Source organism: Paraglaciecola sp. 20A4 (assembly GCF_011378905.1).
Taxonomy (GTDB): domain Bacteria; phylum Pseudomonadota; class Gammaproteobacteria; order Enterobacterales; family Alteromonadaceae; genus Paraglaciecola.
Genome location: NZ_WTPY01000005.1, coordinates 176,394 through 197,617 on the forward strand (window position 1 = coordinate 176,394; position 21,224 = coordinate 197,617).

Annotated in this window: 25 protein-coding genes; 8 read left to right on the forward strand and 17 right to left on the reverse strand. The window is 43.0% G+C overall.

Annotation, left to right across the window (positions count from 1 at the left end):
* Positions 1 to 54: 54 nt before the first annotated feature.
* The 4 genes from fabV to GQS54_RS07975 all read right to left on the reverse strand — a co-directional run bounded on the left by fabV (position 55) and on the right by GQS54_RS07975 (position 2,587).
* The gene (gene fabV, locus GQS54_RS07960; protein ID WP_166423543.1) at positions 55 to 1,236 is read right to left on the reverse strand and encodes an enoyl-ACP reductase FabV; all 1,182 of its coding nucleotides are present in this window, start codon (positions 1,234 to 1,236) and stop codon (positions 55 to 57) included.
* A 92-nt stretch (positions 1,237 to 1,328) separates the two neighbouring features.
* Complete coding sequence (locus GQS54_RS07965; protein WP_158771465.1) at positions 1,329 to 1,499, reverse strand: YqaE/Pmp3 family membrane protein; 171 nt, start codon at positions 1,497 to 1,499, stop codon at positions 1,329 to 1,331.
* A gap of 96 nt (positions 1,500 to 1,595) precedes the next feature.
* Entirely contained in the window at positions 1,596 to 1,910 is a 315-nt protein-coding gene (gene bolA, locus GQS54_RS07970) for a transcriptional regulator BolA (RefSeq protein WP_166423465.1), read from the reverse strand.
* Between the two features lie 44 nt (positions 1,911 to 1,954).
* The gene (locus tag GQS54_RS07975) at positions 1,955 to 2,587 is read right to left on the reverse strand and encodes an alpha-ketoglutarate-dependent dioxygenase AlkB (protein WP_166423466.1); all 633 of its coding nucleotides are present in this window, start codon (positions 2,585 to 2,587) and stop codon (positions 1,955 to 1,957) included.
* Positions 2,588 to 2,612: 25 nt separating this feature from the next.
* Here GQS54_RS07975 and GQS54_RS07980 point away from each other — a divergent pair, with 25 nt between their 5' ends.
* Together GQS54_RS07980 and GQS54_RS07985 are read left to right on the forward strand one after the other, a co-directional pair.
* Positions 2,613 to 3,776 (forward strand): methyltransferase, encoded by a 1,164-nt coding sequence (locus tag GQS54_RS07980; RefSeq protein ID WP_166423467.1) that lies wholly within the window; start codon positions 2,613 to 2,615, stop codon positions 3,774 to 3,776.
* Between the two features lie 13 nt (positions 3,777 to 3,789).
* Positions 3,790 to 4,386 carry a peptidylprolyl isomerase gene (locus tag GQS54_RS07985; RefSeq protein ID WP_166423468.1) on the forward strand — a complete coding sequence of 199 codons (597 nt, stop codon included), beginning with the start codon at positions 3,790 to 3,792 and terminating at the stop codon, positions 4,384 to 4,386.
* A gap of 2 nt (positions 4,387 to 4,388) precedes the next feature.
* On the opposite strand, the gene GQS54_RS07990 is transcribed toward GQS54_RS07985, so the two are convergent.
* The 5 genes from GQS54_RS07990 to efp form a co-directional block, all read right to left on the reverse strand.
* A complete protein-coding gene (locus tag GQS54_RS07990) occupies positions 4,389 to 4,871 on the reverse strand; it encodes a GNAT family N-acetyltransferase (protein ID WP_166423469.1) in 483 nt (160 codons plus the stop codon).
* 43 nt (positions 4,872 to 4,914) lie between these two features.
* Positions 4,915 to 5,361, reverse strand: coding sequence for a hypothetical protein (locus GQS54_RS07995; protein WP_166423470.1), 447 nt, complete (start codon positions 5,359 to 5,361; stop codon positions 4,915 to 4,917).
* 90 nt (positions 5,362 to 5,451) lie between these two features.
* Positions 5,452 to 6,591 carry a GGDEF domain-containing protein gene (locus tag GQS54_RS08000; protein ID WP_166423471.1) on the reverse strand — a complete coding sequence of 380 codons (1,140 nt, stop codon included), beginning with the start codon at positions 6,589 to 6,591 and terminating at the stop codon, positions 5,452 to 5,454.
* 84 nt (positions 6,592 to 6,675) lie between these two features.
* Positions 6,676 to 7,659, reverse strand: a complete 984-nt coding sequence (gene epmA / locus GQS54_RS08005; protein ID WP_166423544.1) for an elongation factor P--(R)-beta-lysine ligase — start codon at positions 7,657 to 7,659, stop codon at positions 6,676 to 6,678.
* 65 nt (positions 7,660 to 7,724) lie between these two features.
* A complete protein-coding gene (gene efp, locus GQS54_RS08010; RefSeq protein WP_158771482.1) occupies positions 7,725 to 8,294 on the reverse strand; it encodes an elongation factor P in 570 nt (189 codons plus the stop codon).
* 37 nt (positions 8,295 to 8,331) lie between these two features.
* On the opposite strand from efp, the gene epmB reads away from it, so the two are divergent.
* The gene (epmB, locus tag GQS54_RS08015; protein ID WP_166423472.1) at positions 8,332 to 9,357 is read left to right on the forward strand and encodes an EF-P beta-lysylation protein EpmB; all 1,026 of its coding nucleotides are present in this window, start codon (positions 8,332 to 8,334) and stop codon (positions 9,355 to 9,357) included.
* On the opposite strand, the gene GQS54_RS08020 is transcribed toward epmB, so the two are convergent.
* Positions 9,358 to 9,546, reverse strand: a complete 189-nt coding sequence (locus tag GQS54_RS08020) for a hypothetical protein (protein WP_158771485.1) — start codon at positions 9,544 to 9,546, stop codon at positions 9,358 to 9,360.
* A 114-nt stretch (positions 9,547 to 9,660) separates the two neighbouring features.
* Here GQS54_RS08020 and GQS54_RS08025 point away from each other — a divergent pair, with 114 nt between their 5' ends.
* Positions 9,661 to 9,972, forward strand: coding sequence for a hypothetical protein (locus tag GQS54_RS08025; protein WP_166423473.1), 312 nt, complete (start codon positions 9,661 to 9,663; stop codon positions 9,970 to 9,972).
* Between the two features lie 37 nt (positions 9,973 to 10,009).
* On the forward strand, positions 10,010 to 10,339 hold the full coding sequence (locus GQS54_RS08030; RefSeq protein ID WP_166423474.1) for a multidrug efflux SMR transporter: 330 nt from the start codon (positions 10,010 to 10,012) through the stop codon (positions 10,337 to 10,339).
* A gap of 63 nt (positions 10,340 to 10,402) precedes the next feature.
* Here GQS54_RS08030 and GQS54_RS08035 read toward each other — a convergent pair whose 3' ends face one another.
* From GQS54_RS08035 to nudF, 6 genes are all read right to left on the reverse strand, one after another.
* Positions 10,403 to 11,692, reverse strand: coding sequence for a hypothetical protein (locus tag GQS54_RS08035; RefSeq protein WP_166423475.1), 1,290 nt, complete (start codon positions 11,690 to 11,692; stop codon positions 10,403 to 10,405).
* 42 nt (positions 11,693 to 11,734) lie between these two features.
* Entirely contained in the window at positions 11,735 to 13,624 is a 1,890-nt protein-coding gene (gene parE, locus GQS54_RS08040) for a DNA topoisomerase IV subunit B (protein ID WP_166423476.1), read from the reverse strand.
* Positions 13,625 to 13,710: 86 nt separating this feature from the next.
* Complete coding sequence (locus tag GQS54_RS08045; protein ID WP_166423477.1) at positions 13,711 to 14,304, reverse strand: YqiA/YcfP family alpha/beta fold hydrolase; 594 nt, start codon at positions 14,302 to 14,304, stop codon at positions 13,711 to 13,713.
* A gap of 10 nt (positions 14,305 to 14,314) precedes the next feature.
* Positions 14,315 to 15,055, reverse strand: a complete 741-nt coding sequence (locus GQS54_RS08050) for a metallophosphoesterase (protein WP_166423478.1) — start codon at positions 15,053 to 15,055, stop codon at positions 14,315 to 14,317.
* Between the two features lie 16 nt (positions 15,056 to 15,071).
* Positions 15,072 to 15,527 carry a DUF1249 domain-containing protein gene (locus tag GQS54_RS08055; RefSeq protein WP_166423479.1) on the reverse strand — a complete coding sequence of 152 codons (456 nt, stop codon included), beginning with the start codon at positions 15,525 to 15,527 and terminating at the stop codon, positions 15,072 to 15,074.
* Positions 15,511 to 16,131 carry an ADP-ribose diphosphatase gene (gene nudF / locus GQS54_RS08060; protein WP_166423480.1) on the reverse strand — a complete coding sequence of 207 codons (621 nt, stop codon included), beginning with the start codon at positions 16,129 to 16,131 and terminating at the stop codon, positions 15,511 to 15,513. The genes GQS54_RS08055 and nudF overlap by 17 nt, the downstream gene beginning before the upstream one ends.
* Before the next feature lie 220 nt (positions 16,132 to 16,351).
* Between nudF and tolC the strand changes: the two genes are divergently transcribed.
* The gene (gene tolC / locus GQS54_RS08065; RefSeq protein ID WP_166423481.1) at positions 16,352 to 17,662 is read left to right on the forward strand and encodes an outer membrane channel protein TolC; all 1,311 of its coding nucleotides are present in this window, start codon (positions 16,352 to 16,354) and stop codon (positions 17,660 to 17,662) included.
* Between the two features lie 86 nt (positions 17,663 to 17,748).
* On the opposite strand, the gene GQS54_RS08070 is transcribed toward tolC, so the two are convergent.
* Entirely contained in the window at positions 17,749 to 19,371 is a 1,623-nt protein-coding gene (locus GQS54_RS08070) for an NAD(P)/FAD-dependent oxidoreductase (RefSeq protein WP_166423482.1), read from the reverse strand.
* 188 nt (positions 19,372 to 19,559) lie between these two features.
* Between GQS54_RS08070 and fdxA the strand changes: the two genes are divergently transcribed.
* Positions 19,560 to 19,883 (forward strand): ferredoxin FdxA, encoded by a 324-nt coding sequence (fdxA, locus tag GQS54_RS08075; RefSeq protein WP_166423483.1) that lies wholly within the window; start codon positions 19,560 to 19,562, stop codon positions 19,881 to 19,883.
* A 124-nt stretch (positions 19,884 to 20,007) separates the two neighbouring features.
* A complete protein-coding gene (locus tag GQS54_RS08080; RefSeq protein ID WP_166423484.1) occupies positions 20,008 to 21,198 on the forward strand; it encodes a hydroxymethylglutaryl-CoA reductase in 1,191 nt (396 codons plus the stop codon).
* The last annotated feature ends 26 nt before the right edge of the window (positions 21,199 to 21,224 follow it).

Sequence of the window (21,224 nt, forward strand, 5' to 3'; positions counted from 1 at the left end):
GAAAAAAACCGCCAATATTGGCGGTTTTTTATACTTATAAAATACGAAAGATGATCATTCCCAATCTGCTAAGGTATTTTGTTCCGTTTCGTAATCGACACCTTCAATGTCAAAACCAAAGAGTTTTAAAAACTCATGATGATAACCAGCATAGTCACTTAGTTCATGGAAATTTTCTTGGGTCACTTGGTCCCATAAGGCCTTAATTTTTGCTTGGGTCTCATCGTTGGTTTCTTTTCCATCCATGCGTAAACGACCCATTTCATCTAATTCAGGTGAATCAGCAAACAAACGCTCGGTAAATAAACCTTTAATTTGTTCGATACACCCTTCATGAGTGCCTTCTTCCTTCATCACTTTATAAATTAATGAAATATACAAAGGCATAACAGGAATAGCAGAACTAGCCTGAGTTACAAGGGCCTTCAAAGAAGAAACATAAGCTTCAACGTGCTTAGCCTTGTTGTTACTCACAATGGCGGCTGCAGCTCGGTCTAAATCTTCTTTTGCTTTACCAATCGTTGCCTGACCGTAGATAGGCCAAGTCAGCTCTTTGCCTATATAAGTGTAAGCCGTGGTTTTACATCCATCAGCGAGTAAATCTGCATCAGCAAGGGCCGCTAACCACAGTTCCCAATCTTCTCCCCCCATTACCTTAATGGTTTGCGCAATTTCATCGTCATTTGCAGGCTCAAGCGAAATATCATGGATACGGTCTTTATCTGTATCGTAGGTTTTAGTGGTATAGGCTTGGCCTACAGGCTTCAAGGTAGACTTATACACTTCGCCCGTTTCAGGATCAGTTCGGCGAGGGGATGCCAAGCTATATATCACTAGATCAACTTGGCCCATCTCACGCTTGATGGTATCGATTGCTTGAGCTTTAATTTCATTAGAGAAAGCATCGCCGTTGATCGTTTCTGCGAACAGACCTTTCGCCTTTGCTTGTTTGTGAAAAGCAGCAGTATTGTACCAACCAGCAGTAGCGGTTTTACGCTCACTGGGTGCTTTTTCAAAGCACACCCCTAATGTGTTTGCCCCATAACCAAAGGCAGAAACAATTCGTGATGCTAGGCCATAGCCAGTCGATGAACCGATAACCAATACATTCTTCGGACCACTACCAAGGTCACCTTGCGACGTAACATATTCAATCTGCTGGGCAACACTTGCAGCACACCCATCTGGATGCGCATTTGTACAAATAAAGCCACGGATCTTTGGCTTAATAACCATATTCATTTTTTCCTATCAAAAGATCGGCGTACATTGTAATTGCCCAGAGCGATTAAACAACTCTGAACAGATGGTTTGATAACGAACGCTCGCTATTTATTTTTTAGAACAAGCCATACAGCATGGATAACACCAGGGATAAAACCAAATAATGTTAATAATATATTCAAGAAAAAATGTGCACTAAGCCCAACTTGCAATAAGGCTCCTAAGGGCGGTAAAAAAATGGCGAGTATCAAATTTAGTGGATTTACTTTTTGCATAATAATGACCTTATAATTTATTGTTTTTTCGGAATATTACCCAGTAACCATACATCAACATCACGTTTTCGTCATATTTCCCCTTAGTGCGCAAGCTTATAACGTCGATCCTCCCATGCAATTCGGTGAGTCTGGCGATTGCTCGTGTAATGTAATCCACTCTTGTTCAGTGTAAGTGTGAATAGCCAACGCATGAATACTATTCGCTAATTCGTCTGCTAATACTTGATTCACCGCGCGGTGTCGTCCTATTAACCGCTTACCGGCAAATTCATCACTAACAATAACCACTTTAAAGTGACTTTCAGAACCTTTTGGCACATTGTGCATAAAACTCTCATTCACAACTTGCAAATAGGAAGGTGAAAAACCAGTTTGTAATTTATCTTCGATAGTCTGTTGTACTGTCATTTTCTTTCCTCTTTCATTGTTCATATCTGCATAGTTAACATCGCTTATCGCCGCAAATTTGCTGAGACGAAACGGAAAGTTAAGTTAATCCGTGGGGCCAATGACTTTTTGGTTTTAGCTAAACTATGCAGCCAAAATTGCTGAGTACTTCCCGCCATAATTAACAGGCTTCCATGCTCTAACGGTAAGCGATATTTCTCGCCGCTCACACGATGCTTCAAATCAAAATTACGTACTTGCCCCAAACTCAATGAGGCGATTACCGGATCACGCCCGAGTTCAGGCTCGTTGTCACTGTGCCACGCCATACTGTCTTGGCCGTCACGATAGCAATTTGCCAAGACTGAATTAAAACGAACGTTACATGCCGCCTCACAACGCTCACGCAGCACGTTGAGCTCATCACTCCAAGGATTGGGTTGCAAATTTATACCTGAATACTGGTACAGTGCATCATTATCGCCATACCAAGCTTGTAAGCGTGGGATTTTAACCTGTTTACCATACAATTTGATATGATCTTGACGCCACGCCAAAGAGTCAAGCAGTCGAGTACAGTAATGATCCGCTTCTTGAGTAGATAAAAAATGGTTAAAATAGCGGATATTTCCATCAACTAAAGGCAGTATTTCAGGTTCGGTGGATGATACCGAAGGAAATAAACTAGATTGTTGCAAGTAAACTCCAATATATAAGAATTAAATGAAAACTGAATTCACCCTTTTAGAGCAGACATACCAATTATTACGCTATCCAGCCGAAAATCAACATATCAGTTGGCAAGCATGGGATGCCGCCGACGAATATCTAATTGAATACGTTGAACAAAATATGGCGGATCGCCTTGATCTAAATATATTTATATACAACGATGACTTTGGTGCACTAGGCGTTTGGTTCGCTCATCGCTCACCGTTGTGGATAAGCGATTCATATGTCGCGCACAAGGCGCTAGCGCTCAACCTTGAGCGTAATAATATCCCTAATAATCAAGTCACAATGCACGACAGTCTATATCAACCTGATGTCAACGCTGACATAGTGTTGATTAAACTGCCTAAAACTCTAGCGTTATTAGAACAGCAACTAATTGATTTGCAAAAGTGTGTGACTCCGCAAACAAAAATTATCGCCACAGGCAAAGCAAATGCGATTCAAAAGTCTACTCTTGCATTATTTGAGAAGCATTTAGGTTTAACCACTACGTCCCTTGCAAAGAAAAAAGCCCGTTTGATTTTCTGCCAATATGACGGCAGCAAAGCAAGTAGCAGCCCCTACCCCACAAAATGGAAAACCGACGGCAGCCAATTTACTGTGCATAACCTTGCTAATGTATTTTCACGCCAGCAACTGGATATTGGTGCCCGTGTATTGTTGGCTCACTTACCTGAAGCTAATCATAAAAAGGTCGTTGATTTAGGATGTGGAAACGGTGTTCTGGGACTGCATATTTTGCAGCAATCTCCACAAGCGCAGATTGTCTTTGTCGATGAATCCTTTATGGCCATTGCATCAGCAAAGCTCAATATTGAACAAAATATGCCTGAGAAGTTATCTCAATGTGAGTTTATCGTGAGTAACTGCTTAGATGAGTATCCTCAATCTGGTGACCAACATGATAAATCAACTGAGCAGGTGGATATCGTTTTATGTAATCCACCCTTTCATCAACAAAACACCATAACGGATCATATTGCGCTGCAAATGTTTCGCGACAGTAAACGCGTGCTCAAACGTGGCGGTGAATTGCGCGTAGTCGGCAATCGGCATTTAGACTATCCGCAAACGATTAAACGACTATTCGGTCATTACAAGACACTTGCAAGTGATCGAAAATTCAGTATTTTGTCAGCTATCAAAAAGTAGTCAGGAGCTTATAATGTTACGTGCCCTATTTATCAGTATTTTTCTTATTAGTAGCCCAGTCTTTGCCAAACAAAAAGACGACGGCAGCCAAATTCAAGCCGAGAACTTTTATCCCAGAGTGAAAATAGCAACCTCTATGGGTGACGTTACTGTCGAGTTAGACCGCTCCCGTGCGCCGATTGCGGTTAACAACTTTCTACGTTATGTAGATAAACGCAGTTATGAAGACACTATATTCCATCGAGTAGTAGCTGATTTTATTGTACAAGGGGGCGGGTATGATGTGGATTTCGCTGAAAAACCGTCCTTCCCGGATATCATCAACGAATCAGGTAATGGCTTAAAAAACGAAATGTATACCATCGCCATGGCCCGCCAAAAAGACCCCCACTCTTCAAATCGACAGTTCTTTTTTAATATGAACGACAACGTCAGTTTAGACCCTGGTCGTGACTGGGGTTACACCGTATTCGGCTACGTAGTTGAAGGTAATGAGGTGCTTGATGCAATATCTCAAGTCGAAACAGACTATGACACTACGTGGGGCTGGGCGGATGTGCCGGTAAAACCTGTACTGATCAAGCAAGTGACAGTATTACCTCCTGTCTAGTCCTACGACAACACTTTGAGAAATAGATTGCTTGCTTGCGCCTCACCACTTAACGTAATTTGACGCTCGTAGGTAAAGCCAAGCTTTTTCAGCAGTCCCATTGAAGGATCGTTATTTAGCGCCGTAAGTGCAGCCACCTTCGTTAGTCCAAGTACATTCTGTGCATATTCTAATGTTGCTTGGGCTGCCTCAAAAGCAATTCCTTGTCGACGAAACTGGGCAGCATAAGCAAAACCTATATCAGGCCAATTTAACCCGTCTCGTTGTAATAATCCGCACAACCCCAGTGGAGTATAGTCTTCCTTTCGCTCGACCAGGTATAGCCCGAAACCATATTTTTCAATCATGGCCAGAGGGCCTGAATGAATATATGTTTTAGCATCATCCAACGTCTGTACACCGCGATCACCAATATACTTCAACCAATCAGGCTCATTCAATAAACCTAATATAAAGCCTGCGTCAGAATCGTTTAATAATCTCAAGTTGAATCTGCGCGTTTGTATGCCGACGAATGGAGGATACACGCTAAATCTGCTGCGCAAATATTGCTAAATCGGTAAAAATCACAATCACTATTAGTAATAAATAGTGTAGTGCTACCGTCGGTCTCAATGCTGATGTCGCGTATTCTTGGAGCAATCCAAGCATACTAGGCCTAGTTTCCAGCCAAGTAGAGTTGAATTGCATAGCAATTTGATTTGCATGTGCCATCTCTTCTGGGCTGGATAATATTTTTTCAATCGATAGCAAACGTACTTCGATACGTGCTTGAAACGTTTTCCATATAGCTTCTTGCAGCCACAGAACGAAAATGAATGCTGCAACAAATACATTCGGCGCGAGTAGTAACAGCATTGTCGCTACAAGGCTAATGCATACTAATTTAATAACACAGGCAAATTTCTCGTAACTATCATACTGGTTTTGAAGGGTGACCCACTCTTGTTGAAGTGCGCAAAGTGTTGGTTGCATGGCAATATCTTAGCAGGTTAATGACCTACCTATGGTATGAACTTTACCGCCTAGAATCAAATCACAGATGGTAAGCGCGCCAGGATTACTTCACAGTTCTACAGATTGCGAATCAAAGTCATAACCAAAAAACGCCACTTGGTTCTTACCGCGTTTTTTAGAGGTGTACATCATTTTATCGGCTTGCTGCATAAAATCCCCCAAGGGCTGACCGGTATATTGGGCATAACCTATGCTAACCGTGACTTTATGGCTCGCGCGAGCAAATTTATTCGCATTAATTGAATCACAAATTCGGGTGGCTATTTCCTTAGACTGCTCCACTTCTGCTTCCACTAACAAAATAACAAATTCGTCACCGCCAAGCCGGCAAACAATATCATCTGAACGCAACTGTTGACTGATCAATCGAGCTATCTCGATAAGCACTTCGTCTCCAACCAAATGGCCGTCGCTATCATTAATTTTTTTAAAATCATCTACATCAACAATCAGCAATCCCAAAGGATGTTGATAGCGCAAACTGCGAGTCGTTTCTGACTCAAGTTTACTGGCAAAATACCGCCGGTTATTTAATTTTGTAAGGGGATCCTGAACTGAGAGTTCTTCTAACAAACTATTTTTTTCATGAAGTTCATGCAGTATTTCAAATTGATCGACCCTAGAACGTTCAGCCAATCGAGCGATAAACATAGCAATCAGCATAGAGGTAAAACACGTTAAAATCGGTGATGACGCATCCTGCATGGGCAACTCATTTAGTAAGCCTAGACTGACCGTCATCCAGCATAGAAATAATAAACAGAATAAAAATACCAAGTGGCCTTGCACGAGCATGGCGATGACCATCATCCCCATAATAAAGGGCACCGGACCATGTCCTTGAATGCTGGTATAAATAGACAACACAGTCGCCATAAAAGCTAAAAATGTTGGATACATCAACTCGAGTAATGTCACTCGCCATGACGTTCTAGACATCCCTCGGGCATAAGGTAAAAGGAACAAATTGAGCAAGGCATATAGTACATTAGAAATATATACCAGAAGATAGGGCATCATCTGCTCACTAAATGCCTCATTCCCCAGACGCAAGTGATGCAACAAATGCACGCCGAAGCCAATCAAAGCCATAATTGAAAAATACCAAACTAGGGTTAAGTTATTTTCAACTGATGTTTGCTGATAGGCTTTAGCTTGATGAGGAGGGGGGCTGGGTACAATCTGCATACGAGTTCAATTCTAGGTCTATACGGCTTCCTTCAGATAACTATAGTCCATATATACAACTTGCGAGTACGTTAGAACATAAATTTATGCATTTTGATAATCGAACGTTATGACCTGAGCTATTTTCGTTTTATCTAGCGCTAACATTATTAATCTATCAATGCCAACCGCAACACCGGCACAGTTAGGTAAGCCAGATTCAAGACCAGCTAAAAAAAGCGCATCCGTTGTCACCGGTGGTAAATTAGCAGCTAAACGCTGATCATTATCTGCGTTGAATCGTTGACGTTGTTCATGCACATTGGCTAGTTCATGAAAGCCATTGGCTAGTTCAATTCCCTTGTAGTAAAGCTCAAACCGTTCGGCAACCCGTTCGTCTTGCAAATTGATCCGCGCTAATGCAGCCTGACTAGCTGGGAAGTTATAAATAAAACAGGGGCGTTGAATGCCTATTTTAGGCTCTATTTCATGACTAAACAGCAGCTGTAAAATAGTGTCTTTATCTTGCTCGTCACGACAAATGTGTTCGTAGCCTAAGGTGCAGCCACGTTTTTGCAGCTCTGCTAATGATGTGCTTAAAGGGTCTAACGATAAATAATCTTTGAAAGCCTGCTGGTAAGTCATTCGATAACTAGGCTCGCAACCAAAAATCAGTTGGACCAGTTCATCTAATTCGTTCATCAATTGCACATGATCAAAATCAGGTCGATACCATTCCAACATGGTAAATTCAGGATTATGATGCTTACCTGCCTCTTCGTTGCGAAAAGCCTTCGCGATTTGATATATAGCACCACTACCAGCACAGAGTAAACGTTTCATAGCATATTCCGGCGACGTTTGAAGATAAAGCGTCCTTTGCTGGGGGGACATTGGATCATTAAACTGAGTACTAAAAACACGCATGTGTAAATCACTCACGGTGGCATTACTCAAGCTGGGCGTTTCTACTTCCAATACATTTCGCAAAGCAAAGAACTGACGAATATCAGCTATAATGACGGCGCGTTGACGTAATGTTTGAATGTCGGCTGTTGGTCGCCAATTTAAATGTGAGCGGTTATTCATCATTACGTCCTTTGCAGATATAAAAAAGCTCACATTTACGTGAGCTTTCATACATTTGCGTTTACTTACTTTTGCGCGCGAGAAGCATATTCACCGCTGCGTGTATCAACTTTAACCACTTCACCTGTTTGTACAAATAAAGGTACACGAACAACAGCTCCAGTAGTCAAGGTTGCTGGCTTGCCGCCAGTGCCTGCGGTATCACCTTTAAGGCCGGGATCCGTTTCTGTTATTTCTAATTCTACAAAGTTAGGAGGACTAACCACAATCGGTGTACCATTCCATAATGTGATGGTGCAGCTATCGTTTTCAACTAACCATTTGATGTTATCGCCAACCGCTTTTTCATCTGCTGCGATTTGCTCAAACGATTCATTATTCATAAAATGCCAAAATTCACCGTCGGTATACAAATATGACAGTTCAACATCCATGACATCTGCGGCTTCAAACGACTCACCTGATTTAAAGGTTTTTTCGAGACTTTTACCTGAGATGAGTTTTTTTAACTTAACGCGGTTAAAGGCTTGTCCTTTGCCAGGTTTGACATATTCGTTTTCAAGAATGTTGCAAGGTTCGCCGTCGAGCATAATTTTAACGCCCGCTTTAAACTCATTAGTGCTGATAGTAGCCATGTTTCCTCGTAATCAATTAACTGTGTAGAGTATCTAGTTGACGCAAATAATACCTAAAAAACTCATTGCTGTAGAGAATAACTGGCAAAAAGTACTTTCAAGTGCCTTTTCAGATCCACTTGCTCTACTAACTTACTTGGATTTAGATCCTAAACAATTTGAAGACGATATCGCTGCACGGCGCTTATTTCCTATGCGTGTGCCTCTTCCATTTGCTGCTCGCATGAAAAAAGGCGATGCAAACGATGCACTTTTTCGCCAAGTATTTCCCGATAAAAAAGAATTTTTAAATGACCCAAACTATCTACTTGATCCGCTAAAAGAACAAAATAATGATAAACCGGGTGTATTACACAAATACCAGAGCCGCGTTTTGTTGCTCGTCCGAGGTGGATGTGCAGTCAATTGCCGTTATTGTTTTCGTCGTCACTTTCCCTATTCAGATAATCATTTGAACAAACTAAAGTGGCAAGAAACATTGGATTACATCAAGCAAGACGTAAATATTAATGAAGTCATCTATTCCGGTGGTGACCCATTGATGGCAAAAGATGATTTTTTAGCTTGGTTAACCCAAGAAATTGTCAATATTAAGCATATAACACGGATACGTATTCATACCCGATTGCCAGTAGTGATCCCTTCGCGGATAACGCCTGAACTGATTCAGTGGTTCACAAAAACACGGCTTAAACCTGTGATGGTGTTGCATATTAACCATCCACAAGAAATTGACCAACTAATGCGTGATGCATTGAAAAAGTTGACAGATGCTGGGGTCACTCTGCTTAATCAAGGCGTATTGCTTAAAAACATCAATGACAGTATTGAGGTTCAAGTGGCGTTGAGTGAAAGTTTGTTCGACGCGGGAGTCTTACCTTATTACTTACATGTGATGGATAAGGTACAAGGCGCACAACATTTTGATCAAGACGATAATGTCGCCAAAGGAATTATGGCGGGGATGATAAAGCGTTTACCGGGATTTCTGGTACCTAAACTCGTTCGCGAGATAGGTGGCCAACCCGGTAAAACGCCAATTGATTTAAATCTTCATCCTTAATTAGGCAAATGTGTTTACCACAGAACCTAAACTCGGATTTGATGAAGATGATGGTACGTCAGCTGCTGATTCGAGAAGCTGAAGCGTCGCTTGACCATCTTGTTGCTGCTGGGATTTAGCCATCTGCAACGATTTTATTTCAAGCGTCGCACCGGATGATCCAGAAGCAGCGCTTCCTTGAATGTCCATACCAGAACCCCTATTGCTTGTAGCAAAGTTGAAAAGCAGGCAAAATCGCCCGCTCTTCGATGTATCGACCACTACGTATAAAACTTTAACCCTTCAACTGATTAAGTAATAACCATGCAAAAAATTATTGAAAAACTAACTGAGAACGCCCAACTAATTTACCGTAAATCAATTGACGCAGACGCTATTATTGCCAAGCTTCAAAGCTCAGGAAAAGGCAAGTTCAACGCTATTTTCCCTAGCGATGCAGGGTTTATTGCAAGTGGTCGTTTCTTCAAGCCATACGTAGAAGAACTGGCTCAAGATATCGCCAACTTGAGTCAGATAGAACCTGAACAACAAAAACAGGCTTTACCAAAAGTCGTTAAAAAAATTGAATTGCTATTAACCACTCTTAACCAATTTCAAGTCAGCGTTAAAGTATAATGGCAACAGATCAGCACGCAGTTTAAGGAAATATAAAATGGGCTATTGGTATCTTAGTGCCGCGATTATCGCAGAAGTAATTGGCACTTTAGCGCTAAAAGCATCTGATGGCTTTAACCATGCTTTGGCTAGTACGGTTTGCGTTGTGGGCTATGCCACTGCATTCTACTGTTTATCATTGGTGCTTAAAACGGTGCCTGTTGGTATCGCATATGCTATTTGGGCTGGTATGGGGATCGTGTTGATCGCTACGATAAGCGCGGTAATGACAAAAACCTTACCTGACATGCCCGCGATCATTGGCATATTGCTTATTTTAACTGGTGTTATAGTAATTAATATTTTCTCAAAGACCACGGGGCACTAATCTGCCCGATTTTGCTAAACTGACGTCTTGCATGACATTGAGAAATATTCCGTTTCCCCGTTTTTATCGATTAGCCTTTAATTGACTGATAGGTAGTAGCCCAATGCGTCGGTCAATTTCCACCAGCAACATTTTGTATTCTGGACTATCGACTTGCTTAAACCGTTCGGTGAAGGATGCCTTATCGATATTTTCCGGTAGTGATTGCATGTCTGGGAAAAATGGTTCTTCATTATCGGATTGCGCTAAGAGCCGTTGCATGGCAAATGCGCTATCTTCATCAGTGGCTATCTGAGCAAAATTCACACCTGCATGGTCCGCGGCTAGATCTACAAAACTGTAACCACTTCCGCCTTCTCCGCGATCCATTAGTTCCTTAAATTCACCGATGGCAGCAGTTAGACCTTGTTCAGATAATACTTTGATGGCTGCTGAAAAAATAAAATGCTGACTTAAATCAGCGCGCTTCATTAAAGTAGGCATTTTACGGGGTGCTGCGATGCGTTTCGCTTGCGGCTGCACATCTCCCACAAAACTGGCAAATCTATGGTGCCCTGCGTAAGTTGCTAACGCCATAATGGCGGCTTCGTTTTCCTCATCTGCATTATCAATTGTCGAGCGATTTAGCGCCTCTGCGAACAAAGGTTGTATATAACGCGCCAGAGACTGAGAGCTTTGTTGTTTACCCACATCTAAATCAGCCAAGAAACGCAAGTAGTGTGCGGTAGCAATACTTAAATCTGTCTCTGCACCAATTTCCCGCTTCAAATCCTTTAAATTACGTAGAAACGTATCCAATGGACGCATTGCAATAATCATATTGCCTTGAAACATACGAATACTATCAATTTGCTCTACAAACTGGCTAGCGATGGTGCTATTTGTCCACCAATCGGCTAGCCACACTAGCGTGCGTAAGGTTTCTCTACCGGGTAACACTATGCTACCCAAACGCACTTCTGACAATTGCAGCCCCTGGCCAGGATGGATCAACGCGCTGAAATTCACATAACGACCAACAGGGTTATTTGGTAACTGATAACTGGCAGAGATGCTGCTTGCCAGCGGCGTAATATTCACTTGCCCCTGAAACTGCTGTTTCGCACGTTGTAAGAAGCCCACTAGGCTATTCAGCTGATTTTCACTTAAAGGAATTTGCTGGTCTAACGTACGATCTTTTACACTTAGCTTTATCTGCTCGATAAGCTCTTTAACCGATTCAGCGTCGTTTACTTGTGTTGCGCTCGTCGCTACCACCAAGGGCTGCTCTTCCACGCTGGCAATAAACAACCCCACGATTAAGCCGATTATAAGCAGCAAAATAAGCAATAAGATTTTCAGAAATCGCGGCAAAACAAACCCTTGTAGATATAAAAATGAATAGTGAAAAGCGAACTATACGTCCGCCATATTGCCTTTACTTTCTAACCAAGATTTACGATCGCCCGCCCGTTTTTTGGCCAATAGCATATCCATGGTTTCCATCATATCTTCCGGGTCTTCTATGGTCAGTTGCACCAACCGGCGCGTATTAGGATCCATGGTAGTTTCACGCAGTTGTAACGGGTTCATTTCACCCAAGCCTTTAAAGCGTTGTACATTCACTTTACCGCGTTTTTTCTCAGCCGCAATACGATCTAGAATGCCTTGCTTCTCGCCTTCGTCCAGGGCGTAAAACACTTCTTTGCCAATATCAATTCGAAACAGTGGCGGCATAGCAACATAGGCATGGCCATTATCGACTAGAGCCCTAAAATGCCTAACAAACAATGCGCATAACAAGGTCGCAATATGTAGTCCATCGGAATCCGCATCGGCTAAAATACAGACTTTGTTGTAGCGTAATCCGCTTAAATCGTCAGAATCAGGATCGATCCCCAACGCGACCGATATATCGTGGATTTCCTGCGATGCAAGCACCTGAGATGAATCAACTTCCCAACTGTTTAAGATTTTACCACGCAGTGGCATAATGGCTTGAAACTCACGATCACGCGCTTGCTTAGCTGAACCACCTGCAGAGTCACCTTCCACTAGAAATAGTTCAGAGCGTCCAGTATCTTGGGTCGAACAATCGGTCAATTTCCCTGGTAACGCAGGGCCTTGAGTCACTTTTTTACGAGCCACTTTCTTACTTTGACGCAATCGTGTTTGTGCATTACTAATACACATTTCAGCAAGCTGCTCTGCGACATCCGTATGCTGATTAAGCCATAAACTAAAGGCATCTTTAACGATACCTGACACAAAAGCTGCCGCTTGACGAGACGACAAGCGCTCTTTTATTTGACCAGCAAATTGAGGATCCTGCATTTTGGTCGACAAGACATAGCTACAACGATCCCAAATATCTTCCGGCGTTAGCTTAATTCCGCGAGGTAATAAATTACGAAACTCGCAAAACTCACGCATCGCTTCTAGCAGGCCTTGACGCAAACCGTTTACATGCGTACCACCTTGAGCGGTAGGGATAAGGTTAACGTAACTCTCGGTGATCATTTCACCGCCCTCAGGCAGCCAAATGACCGCCCAATCAACCGCCTCAGTATTACCGCTGACAGCGCCGACAAATGGCGTTTCAGCTGGTAACGTTATACTTTCGCCAACTGATTGATATAAATAATCTTTTAAACCATCTTCGAAATACCATTCATGGGTTTCTTTACTGACTTTATCGTCAAAACGAATACGTAGTCCAGGGCATAACACCGCTTTGGCACGCAACACATGTAATAACTTAGTGACTGAGAATTTTGCGGAATCAAAATATTGCGCATTAGGCCAAAAATGAACACGTGTACCTGTATTGCGCTTGCCGCAGGTATCAATGATTTTGAGTTCTTCAACTTTATCGCCATTTTCAAAAGCTATTTGATAAACGTTTCCGTCTCGACGAATACTGACTTCAACACGATTAGACAGCGCGTTAACGACAGAAATTCCCACCCCATGTAAGCCGCCTGAAAACTGATAATTTTTATTGGAGAACTTACCACCCGCGTGCAGCTTGGTCATGATCAATTCGACGCCAGAGATCCCCTCTTCAGGATGAATATCCACCGGCATACCTCGCCCATCATCCGTGACTTCTAATGATTGGTCTGCATGCAAAACGACTTTTATAGAACTGGCAAAGCCGCCAAGTGCCTCATCCACGCTGTTGTCGATGACTTCCTGACTCAGGTGATTAGGTCGCGTGGTATCCGTATACATACCAGGACGACGTTTGACTGGGTCAAGGCCATTTAATACTTCAATTGCATCTGCGTTATATTGATTAGACATAGTTCTTATTATAGTTGTGGGCCGTTAACGAAAAATTATCTGACGATATACTCGAGCCGTTAGACTCATGTTATACCAATCTTCATTTAGTCATGCAGTAGAAACTGAAAAATATCTGCTAAGAAACGCTCATATCCTTGAAAGCTATGATCGCCACCTTGTTCAATGGTGAGTTTCGCAGCCGAATATTTCTGCTGTGCTTGACGATAGTCTAAGGTTTCATCTGCCGTTTGCAATAATACCCAATAGTTTTGTGGATTAGCTAATATTGGTGTATCAAACGATGTTAAGTCATGAGTATGGGACTCATCCAGAAAAAAGCGATGCTGAGTATAAGGGTTAATATGCTCACCCATATAATCAGCCAACAAATTATATGGTTGCACCGCGGGGTTAATAAGCACCGCTTTACCACCATAACGCTCAAGCAAGTAACTGGAAAAATAGCCACCCATTGAGCTACCAATAAAGCCAAAATCCGCATGTGGGTGTCGGGCAATCAATTCATCTAACATCTTAGCAGCAGGTTTAGGATGGTTATCTAATTGAGGGATATAAAATATCAACTCTGGGTAATGCTCTGTCACAAACAGCTTGGTTTGCTGGGCCTTGATTGATTGGGGTGAGCTTAAAAAACCATGTAAATAGATAACGACCTTTTGGCGTGTGCTTTGCGTCATGAACCTTCCGTTAAATTCTGATGATATTACTGTCGATATGCCCATTATCAGCAAGGGTAATTAAACGATAACCCGGCGCTTCATCTGTAGCAGCGAAGCTGTCACTATTGGCCCACTGCCAACAGGTAGAAGGGGCTGACAGATACAAACTGTGTTCTTTTTGTAACTCACTTGCATGATGAATGTGCCCATAAATAACCCCTTTAATCTGCTCGTGTTCACTTACTCGCAGCAAAAATTCGTCGCTGTTGCCCCATGCATGGTTGTCCATCCAACCTCCGCACGCATACGGATGATGATGTACCACAAGTAAGTGATGACGGAGCGGATTCTCCACTACCTGCTCACTGATATATTCGAGTTGCCTCGCTGTAAGCGCTCCACCAGTGCCTTTGGATTTACTGTTAAGCCCATGCACTTGCCAAAACTGCCCTGCGTTACGTGATATAGGCCAGCCAGCTGATGCATTAAGCTCGTTATCTAAATAGCCGAGATGATCGTGGTTACCCGGGATGACCAGTAAAGGCGCAGATATTTTACTATCGCGCCACAGCTGAGCAAAATGCCGATAACTGCTTTGACTTTCATCTGCACTAATATCACCACTGGCCACCACTAGGTCCGGGCAATTCAGCGCAAGATCACTCAACACACACTGTAGACTTAAATAAGGATTAATTTCTTGATAGCCGATTTGCTGTTTATCAGCAAATAAATGACAATCCGAAATTTGTGCAATCTTAAAACTCAAACAAATCTCATGGCGGTTAAACGCTCGTCGTTTGCAGTTGATTTTTATGTTTCGAGCAAAACAATAACCATTCACTCAAAAATAGATTCACCATCTCTTTTTCATTTTTTTGAAACATTTTACTATTGGGGTATTCATAGCTGGGCTTTAAGGCCCCAATATGTTGAGACTCAATCACCTCAGCCAATTGTGCATCGTGGTATAAACGAATACGTACAACGGGGCGCATAAAATCCGGCCCGACCACTGATTCTTGCGCCATAGTCACCGTACTGGTGTACCGACTACACTCCACTATTTTTATGCTGTAGTTGAGGGTGTTATTGACCTTAAATTGATATTCAAGATCTTCAGTATCGCAATCGGGTAATAATTTTATCAATCGCACATAGTTCAACGCGCACACTCGCTGAATACTCGGCAAGTGCGGTACATATTTACGTCTTAAATTGTGTTCATTGTTTCCAGTCATCAAGTACTCGTTGTTTATTCATAGCGAACCATTGCAACGCAATCAGCGTGGCTGCATTCTCGATCTTTCCTTGATTAATCCATTCTATCGCTTGGTCTTCTGGTACTCGGTGCACCAAAATATCTTCGCTTTCATAGTCTAGTCCATGCACACCTTTAGCTTGGCTTGCATCAACTTGAGCGACATAAATATGCAATCTTTCGGTCGTGCCGCCTGGACTAGCCAAATAACTCAGCGCTTTTTTCAGATGCGTGATCGTGACTCCGGCCTCTTCCTGAGCTTCGCGATAGCATACGTCTTCGGCTGTCTCGCCAGGGACAATGATACCAGCCACAATCTCTAACAACCACGGAGAATTCGAAGTGGCTAAAGCGCCGATACGAATTTGCTCAATCATCACGAATTCTTTTAAGTTGGGATCATAAGGCAATACTGCAACCGCATGCCCACGTTCAAATATCTCACGCTGTACAATTTGACTCCAACCACCGTCGTATAATCGATGCTTGAAGTGATATTTAACCATCTTGAAAAACCCCTCGTAAAGCGTTTCTTTATGGGTAATTTCTACGTCTTTACTGGAAAATTGCTGAATTTTAGACATAAATCCTCTTTAATTTTTAAACTCTAGTACCATATAGTGGAGCAGCATTTATCAGTCGAAAGCTAGTATAATATTCTGTTACACTTGAGACGGTAGTTTTACGTCTGGATGTTTCGTGTTCGCGCTTAATGTCTTTAAACTTTAGCGTCTTAATATGCGACAAATAATAAACATAAAATAACGGTATCGCTGCCACAAGCAAATTCATCAAGGAAACCACATGAAAAAAACACTTCTTTCGCTATTGATTAGCTTTGGCGTATCAACTCACGCACTTGCCGATGACCTATTAAGCGTATATCAACAAGCGTTGCAAAACGATCCCGCTACATTGCAATCACAAGCCAGTAGAGAAGCCGCTTTTTCTGATATAGAAATCAGTCGTGCTGGCCTATTGCCGCAAATTTCGTTGAGTTTACAAGCCGCAGAATCCTACGGTGATTTAGACCGCTCAACCAACGACGTAACCTTGAATCTAACCCAATCGATTTATGACCGTTCGCTTTGGGTTGGCTTAGACCGCGCCGAATTGGTTGCCAGTCAATCTGATGCAAGCCTTGCATTCACCATGCAAAATCTTATTTTACGCACAGTTAGCGCTTATTTCGATACCCTGCAAGCCCAAGACGATCTAGCTTTTGCTCGTGCAGAAAAACGTGCGATTGCACGCCAACTTGAACAAACTAAACAACGTTTCGAAGTCGGTTTAACGGCAATTACCGATGTACATGAAGCTCAAGCTCAGTACGATACTTCAGTAGCCGCCGAAATCAGTGCAGAAAACGCAGTGGAAACAAACCTTGAAGCACTTCGGGAAATTACCGGTTTCTATTATCCTGATCTAAATGTGCTAAACACCCAACAGTTCTCTGCCAGCATGCCTACTCCTGCTAACGTGAATAGTTGGTTGAAAATGGCAGAAGAAAAGAATTTAGAACTATTGGTGTCGAACGCCAGTGTTGATATCGCCAAATTTGATATAAAAAGCGCCCGTGCCGGTCACTATCCAACGGTTAGTTTAGGTGGTACTGCTAACAGTAACGATACCGATGGATTTACCACTAACCCTGATACGGGTGGTAGTGACCGATTCAATACTTATGGTATTCAATTAACAGTCGATGTCCCCTTATATACCGGTGGTCTTGTATCCGCGAACGTTGAATCGGCGAAACACAGGTTTATCGCCACCAGTGAAGACCGTGAGCGTATTCATCGCTCAGTGATCCGCAGCATCCGTTCAAACTACAACGATGTAAAAGCATCGATTTCGCGGATTAAAGCGTTTGAGCAAGCCGTGGTTTCAGCCCAGAGCGCATTAAAAGCAACCGAAGCCGGTTTCGACGTAGGTACACGTACCATAGTCGATGTATTAAACAGTACGCGTAATTTGTTCGATGCACGTCGAAACTTATCGAGTGCTCGCTACGGTTATGTTATCAGTGTGCTTAATCTTAAGTTGGCTGCAGGTACCTTGTCTGTTGAAGATATTACCGATATCAATCAAGGCTTAACGGCACAGATAAAATAATCGATGTGTTAATCACTACACTCGATATGATAAAAAAGCAGCTAAGGCTGCTTTTTTATGCATAAAACATTGACCAATCAATACACTTAATCAATATCAGATTTATAATTATCTAACATAGACAAAGCAACTGCTTCAGCGACTTTAATGCCATCAATACCTGCTGATAAAATGCCACCCGCATAACCCGCACCTTCACCGGCAGGATATAACCCATTCACATTCACGCTTTGATAATCAGCCCCACGCTTAATAGATATCGGCGAAGAGGTTCGAGTTTCAACTCCGGTTAATAAACCATCGGCTTTGGCAAATCCTTTTATCTGCTTATCGAATGCGGGAATCGCTTCACGAATAGCGCTGATAGCGTAATCCGGTAACACGTTAGACAAATCCGTTAGTTTTATCCCAGGTGTATAAGAAGGTTTTACTTCTCCCAAGGTTGACGACGGTTTGCCTGTTAAAAAATCACCAATAAGTTGCGCCGGTGCATCGTAATTGCTACCGCCTAATGCATATGCTTGCTCTTCTAACTGACGCTGTAAATCAATACCAGCCAAAGGATGCCCTGGAAAATCTTTTTCTGGCTCAATTCCTACCACAATCGCACTGTTGGCGTTGCGCTCATGACGTGAGTATTGGCTCATACCATTGGTCACCACCCGCCCCTCTTCAGAAGCGGCAGCAACAACCGTTCCCCCTGGACACATACAAAAACTGTAAACAGCACGACCACTTTTACAATGATGCACTAGCTTATAATCCGCCGCCCCCAGAATAGGATGGCCGACATTAGGTCCAAAACGACACTCGTCGATCATCGACTGTTCGTGCTCAATACGAAAGCCCACCGAGAAGGGCTTGGCTTCGATATACACATTGCGATCGTACAACATTTTAAAGGTATCCCGAGCGCTATGCCCTACCGCCAACACGACATGCCGGCTATCTAAGCGTTCGCCGGTGGACAAACTCAGGCCGGTTAATTGGCCATTTTTAATATGTACATCATCTACTCGAGTACTGAAACGAATTTCTCCACCCAGCGCAATAATTTGTGCCCGCATACGTTCAACCATCGCCACTAACTTAAACGTACCGATATGAGGTTTGCTCACATACATGATTTCATCTGGCGCACCGGCCGCAACAAATTCCGTAAGCACTTTTCGTCCGTAGTGCTTGCGATCTTTAACCTGACTATACAATTTTCCATCTGAAAACGTCCCTGCACCGCCTTCCCCAAACTGAACGTTAGACTCAGTATTTAACGGCTTTTTACGCCAAAAGCCAAAGGTGTCTTTGGTGCGCTCTCGTACTTCTTTCCCACGCTCCAAAATAATCGGCTTAAAGCCCATTTGAGCTAATAACAGACCCGCAAATAGACCACACGGGCCAAAACCTATCACTACAGGTCGCTCAGTTAACGATTGCGGTGCTTGGCCAACAAATTGATAGCGCGTATCGGGAGATACACGCACATGGGGATCGTTATCAAACTCTGCCAGCAATGCCTCGTGATCTTCCACCTCAACATCTAGGGTGTAAATAAGCTGTATATCAAACTTATTTCGAGCATCGAAGCCACGTTTAAAGACCGACACCTGTTTCACTTGCTCTTCTTTACACCCTAACTTATTAAGTACGGCTTGGGTCAAGTCAGTATCTTGATGTTCAAGGGGGAGTTTTATATCAGTTAAACGCAGCATAAGGGGTCCAAAAAGGTAAACACAGGGGCACAGCCCAAAACAAAAACACTTAGACGACTATTTTAAGCCATGCTTGGCCTTGTGTCTGGTTTATTCGGCGATATCTTTGTTCATCTTTGTCCTTATCTTGTATTTCCATTGCCGATAAGTATGATCGACATCCATATTGTTCAGCAAAGCTTTTACCCATGACATTTGTAGTCACCGACAACTGTATAAAATGCAAATACACTGACTGCGTAGCCGTTTGTCCGGTGGATGCTTTCTTTGAAGGGCCTAATTTTTTAGTTATCGATCCAGATATCTGCATCGACTGCGCTTTATGTGAACCCGAATGCCCCGCCAAGGCGATTTTTCAAGATGATAAGCTTCCTCTGGGTCAAGAGGCGTTCACCGAATTAAACGCCGAGCTTGCCAAGGTGTGGCCCAATATTATTGAGGTAATACCGCCCCCCTTAGATGCACAAGAATGGGATGGCATACCGAACAAACTTGAGCACTTAGAAACGTAAAAGAAAATCCCCAGCCTAACTATCATTAGAACTACTGCACCTTAATTAAGCATAACCATTTCAAAATGAATGCATTTATTGATAGTTGTAGATCCACCTTCTATCTACAAAGTCGATTACACGCATGTCAGATAATAAAGCGCAAGCTTCCTCAATTCCTCGCGATAAAGAAAATGACAATACCCAGAATATGGCCGAGCGACGTAGGGAGTTTGTTACTCAGCAAACTCAAACAGAACTTAATCACGTAGGCCACTACTCATTGAGTCCAGAGCAAACTGCCGGAAATATCGAGAATTTTATAGGGGTCGCCCAGGTACCGATCGGTCTAGCAGGGCCAATTAAAGTCAATGGTGAACATGCAAAGGGCGAATTTTATGTCCCTCTTGCGACGACTGAAGGCACCTTAGTCGCCAGTTATAATCGAGGCATGCGCGTGCTTGGCGCAGCGGGTGGCGTAAAAGTCACAGTGGTTGACGATGCCATGCAACGGGCACCGGTATTTATATTTGAGGATGCTCGTCAGGCCCACGCTTTTGGAATATGGGTTAACCAGCAGCTTGAAACCATAAAAAATGAAGCGCAAAGCACCACCAGCGTAGGAAAGCTACGTAATATTGAGCAATACGCCGCCGCCCGTATGTTGTATTTACGTTTTAATTTCACTACTGGAGATGCTGCAGGGCAAAACATGGTTGGCAAGGCGACGTTTGCAGCCTGTGAGTGGATAAAAGCTAATTACCCAGGAGAAGGTTTACAGCGCTATAACTTATCGGGTGCCATGGACACCGACAAAAAACACTCCCAGCTAAACACACTCCATACTCGGGGCAAACGGGTTATAGCGGAAGCCAAGATCAGTAACGATATTTTGAAAAAGATGCTAGGTGTCACAGCGGACATGTTATTTAAGATGCGCCAAGTGTCCAATATGGGCAGCTTTATGGCTGGCTCGATTAATAACGGCTCTCATTCAGCTAATGGCATTACCGCTATGTTCATTGCCTGCGGCCAAGATGCTGCTAACGTAGCGGAATCTTCAGCAGCATTATCTTTTGTAGATGTGGACGCGCAAGGTGATTTTTATATTGCTATTACCATACCCTCGCTCATCGTGGCTACATATGGCGGTGGAACAGCATTGGCGACACAAAAAGAATGCCTTGAAATGATGGACTGCTTCGGTGAGGGTAAAGCGCATAAGCTGGCTGAAATTATTGGTGCAACAGTATTAGCTGGGGAGCTTTCATTAAGTGCCGCAGTGCTGGCAGGCGATTGGGTTACCAGCCATGATGCCCTCGGTAGAAATCGTTAATTATCACTCAAAAATAAAGCTCGCGG

Bases quoted from the DNA above. Each gene is read 5' to 3' on its own strand.
- fabV (WP_166423543.1), bottom strand. From the start codon at position 1,236: ATGGTTATTAAGCCAAAGATCCGTGGCTTTATTTGTACAAATGCGCAT.
- GQS54_RS07965 (WP_158771465.1), bottom strand. From the start codon at position 1,499: ATGCAAAAAGTAAATCCACTAAATTTGATACTCGCCATTTTTTTACCG.
- bolA (WP_166423465.1), bottom strand. From the start codon at position 1,910: ATGACAGTACAACAGACTATCGAAGATAAATTACAAACTGGTTTTTCA.
- GQS54_RS07980 (WP_166423467.1), top strand. From the start codon at position 2,613: ATGAAAACTGAATTCACCCTTTTAGAGCAGACATACCAATTATTACGC.
- GQS54_RS07985 (WP_166423468.1), top strand. From the start codon at position 3,790: ATGTTACGTGCCCTATTTATCAGTATTTTTCTTATTAGTAGCCCAGTC.
- GQS54_RS07995 (WP_166423470.1), bottom strand. From the start codon at position 5,361: ATGCAACCAACACTTTGCGCACTTCAACAAGAGTGGGTCACCCTTCAA.
- GQS54_RS08000 (WP_166423471.1), bottom strand. From the start codon at position 6,591: ATGCAGATTGTACCCAGCCCCCCTCCTCATCAAGCTAAAGCCTATCAG.
- epmA (WP_166423544.1), bottom strand. From the start codon at position 7,659: ATGAATAACCGCTCACATTTAAATTGGCGACCAACAGCCGACATTCAA.
- efp (WP_158771482.1), bottom strand. From the start codon at position 8,294: ATGGCTACTATCAGCACTAATGAGTTTAAAGCGGGCGTTAAAATTATG.
- GQS54_RS08020 (WP_158771485.1), bottom strand. From the start codon at position 9,546: ATGGACATTCAAGGAAGCGCTGCTTCTGGATCATCCGGTGCGACGCTT.
- GQS54_RS08025 (WP_166423473.1), top strand. From the start codon at position 9,661: ATGCAAAAAATTATTGAAAAACTAACTGAGAACGCCCAACTAATTTAC.
- GQS54_RS08030 (WP_166423474.1), top strand. From the start codon at position 10,010: ATGGGCTATTGGTATCTTAGTGCCGCGATTATCGCAGAAGTAATTGGC.
- parE (WP_166423476.1), bottom strand. From the start codon at position 13,624: ATGTCTAATCAATATAACGCAGATGCAATTGAAGTATTAAATGGCCTT.
- GQS54_RS08045 (WP_166423477.1), bottom strand. From the start codon at position 14,304: ATGACGCAAAGCACACGCCAAAAGGTCGTTATCTATTTACATGGTTTT.
- GQS54_RS08055 (WP_166423479.1), bottom strand. From the start codon at position 15,527: ATGACTGGAAACAATGAACACAATTTAAGACGTAAATATGTACCGCAC.
- nudF (WP_166423480.1), bottom strand. From the start codon at position 16,131: ATGTCTAAAATTCAGCAATTTTCCAGTAAAGACGTAGAAATTACCCAT.
- tolC (WP_166423481.1), top strand. From the start codon at position 16,352: ATGAAAAAAACACTTCTTTCGCTATTGATTAGCTTTGGCGTATCAACT.
- GQS54_RS08070 (WP_166423482.1), bottom strand. From the start codon at position 19,371: ATGCTGCGTTTAACTGATATAAAACTCCCCCTTGAACATCAAGATACT.
- fdxA (WP_166423483.1), top strand. From the start codon at position 19,560: ATGACATTTGTAGTCACCGACAACTGTATAAAATGCAAATACACTGAC.
- GQS54_RS08080 (WP_166423484.1), top strand. From the start codon at position 20,008: ATGTCAGATAATAAAGCGCAAGCTTCCTCAATTCCTCGCGATAAAGAA.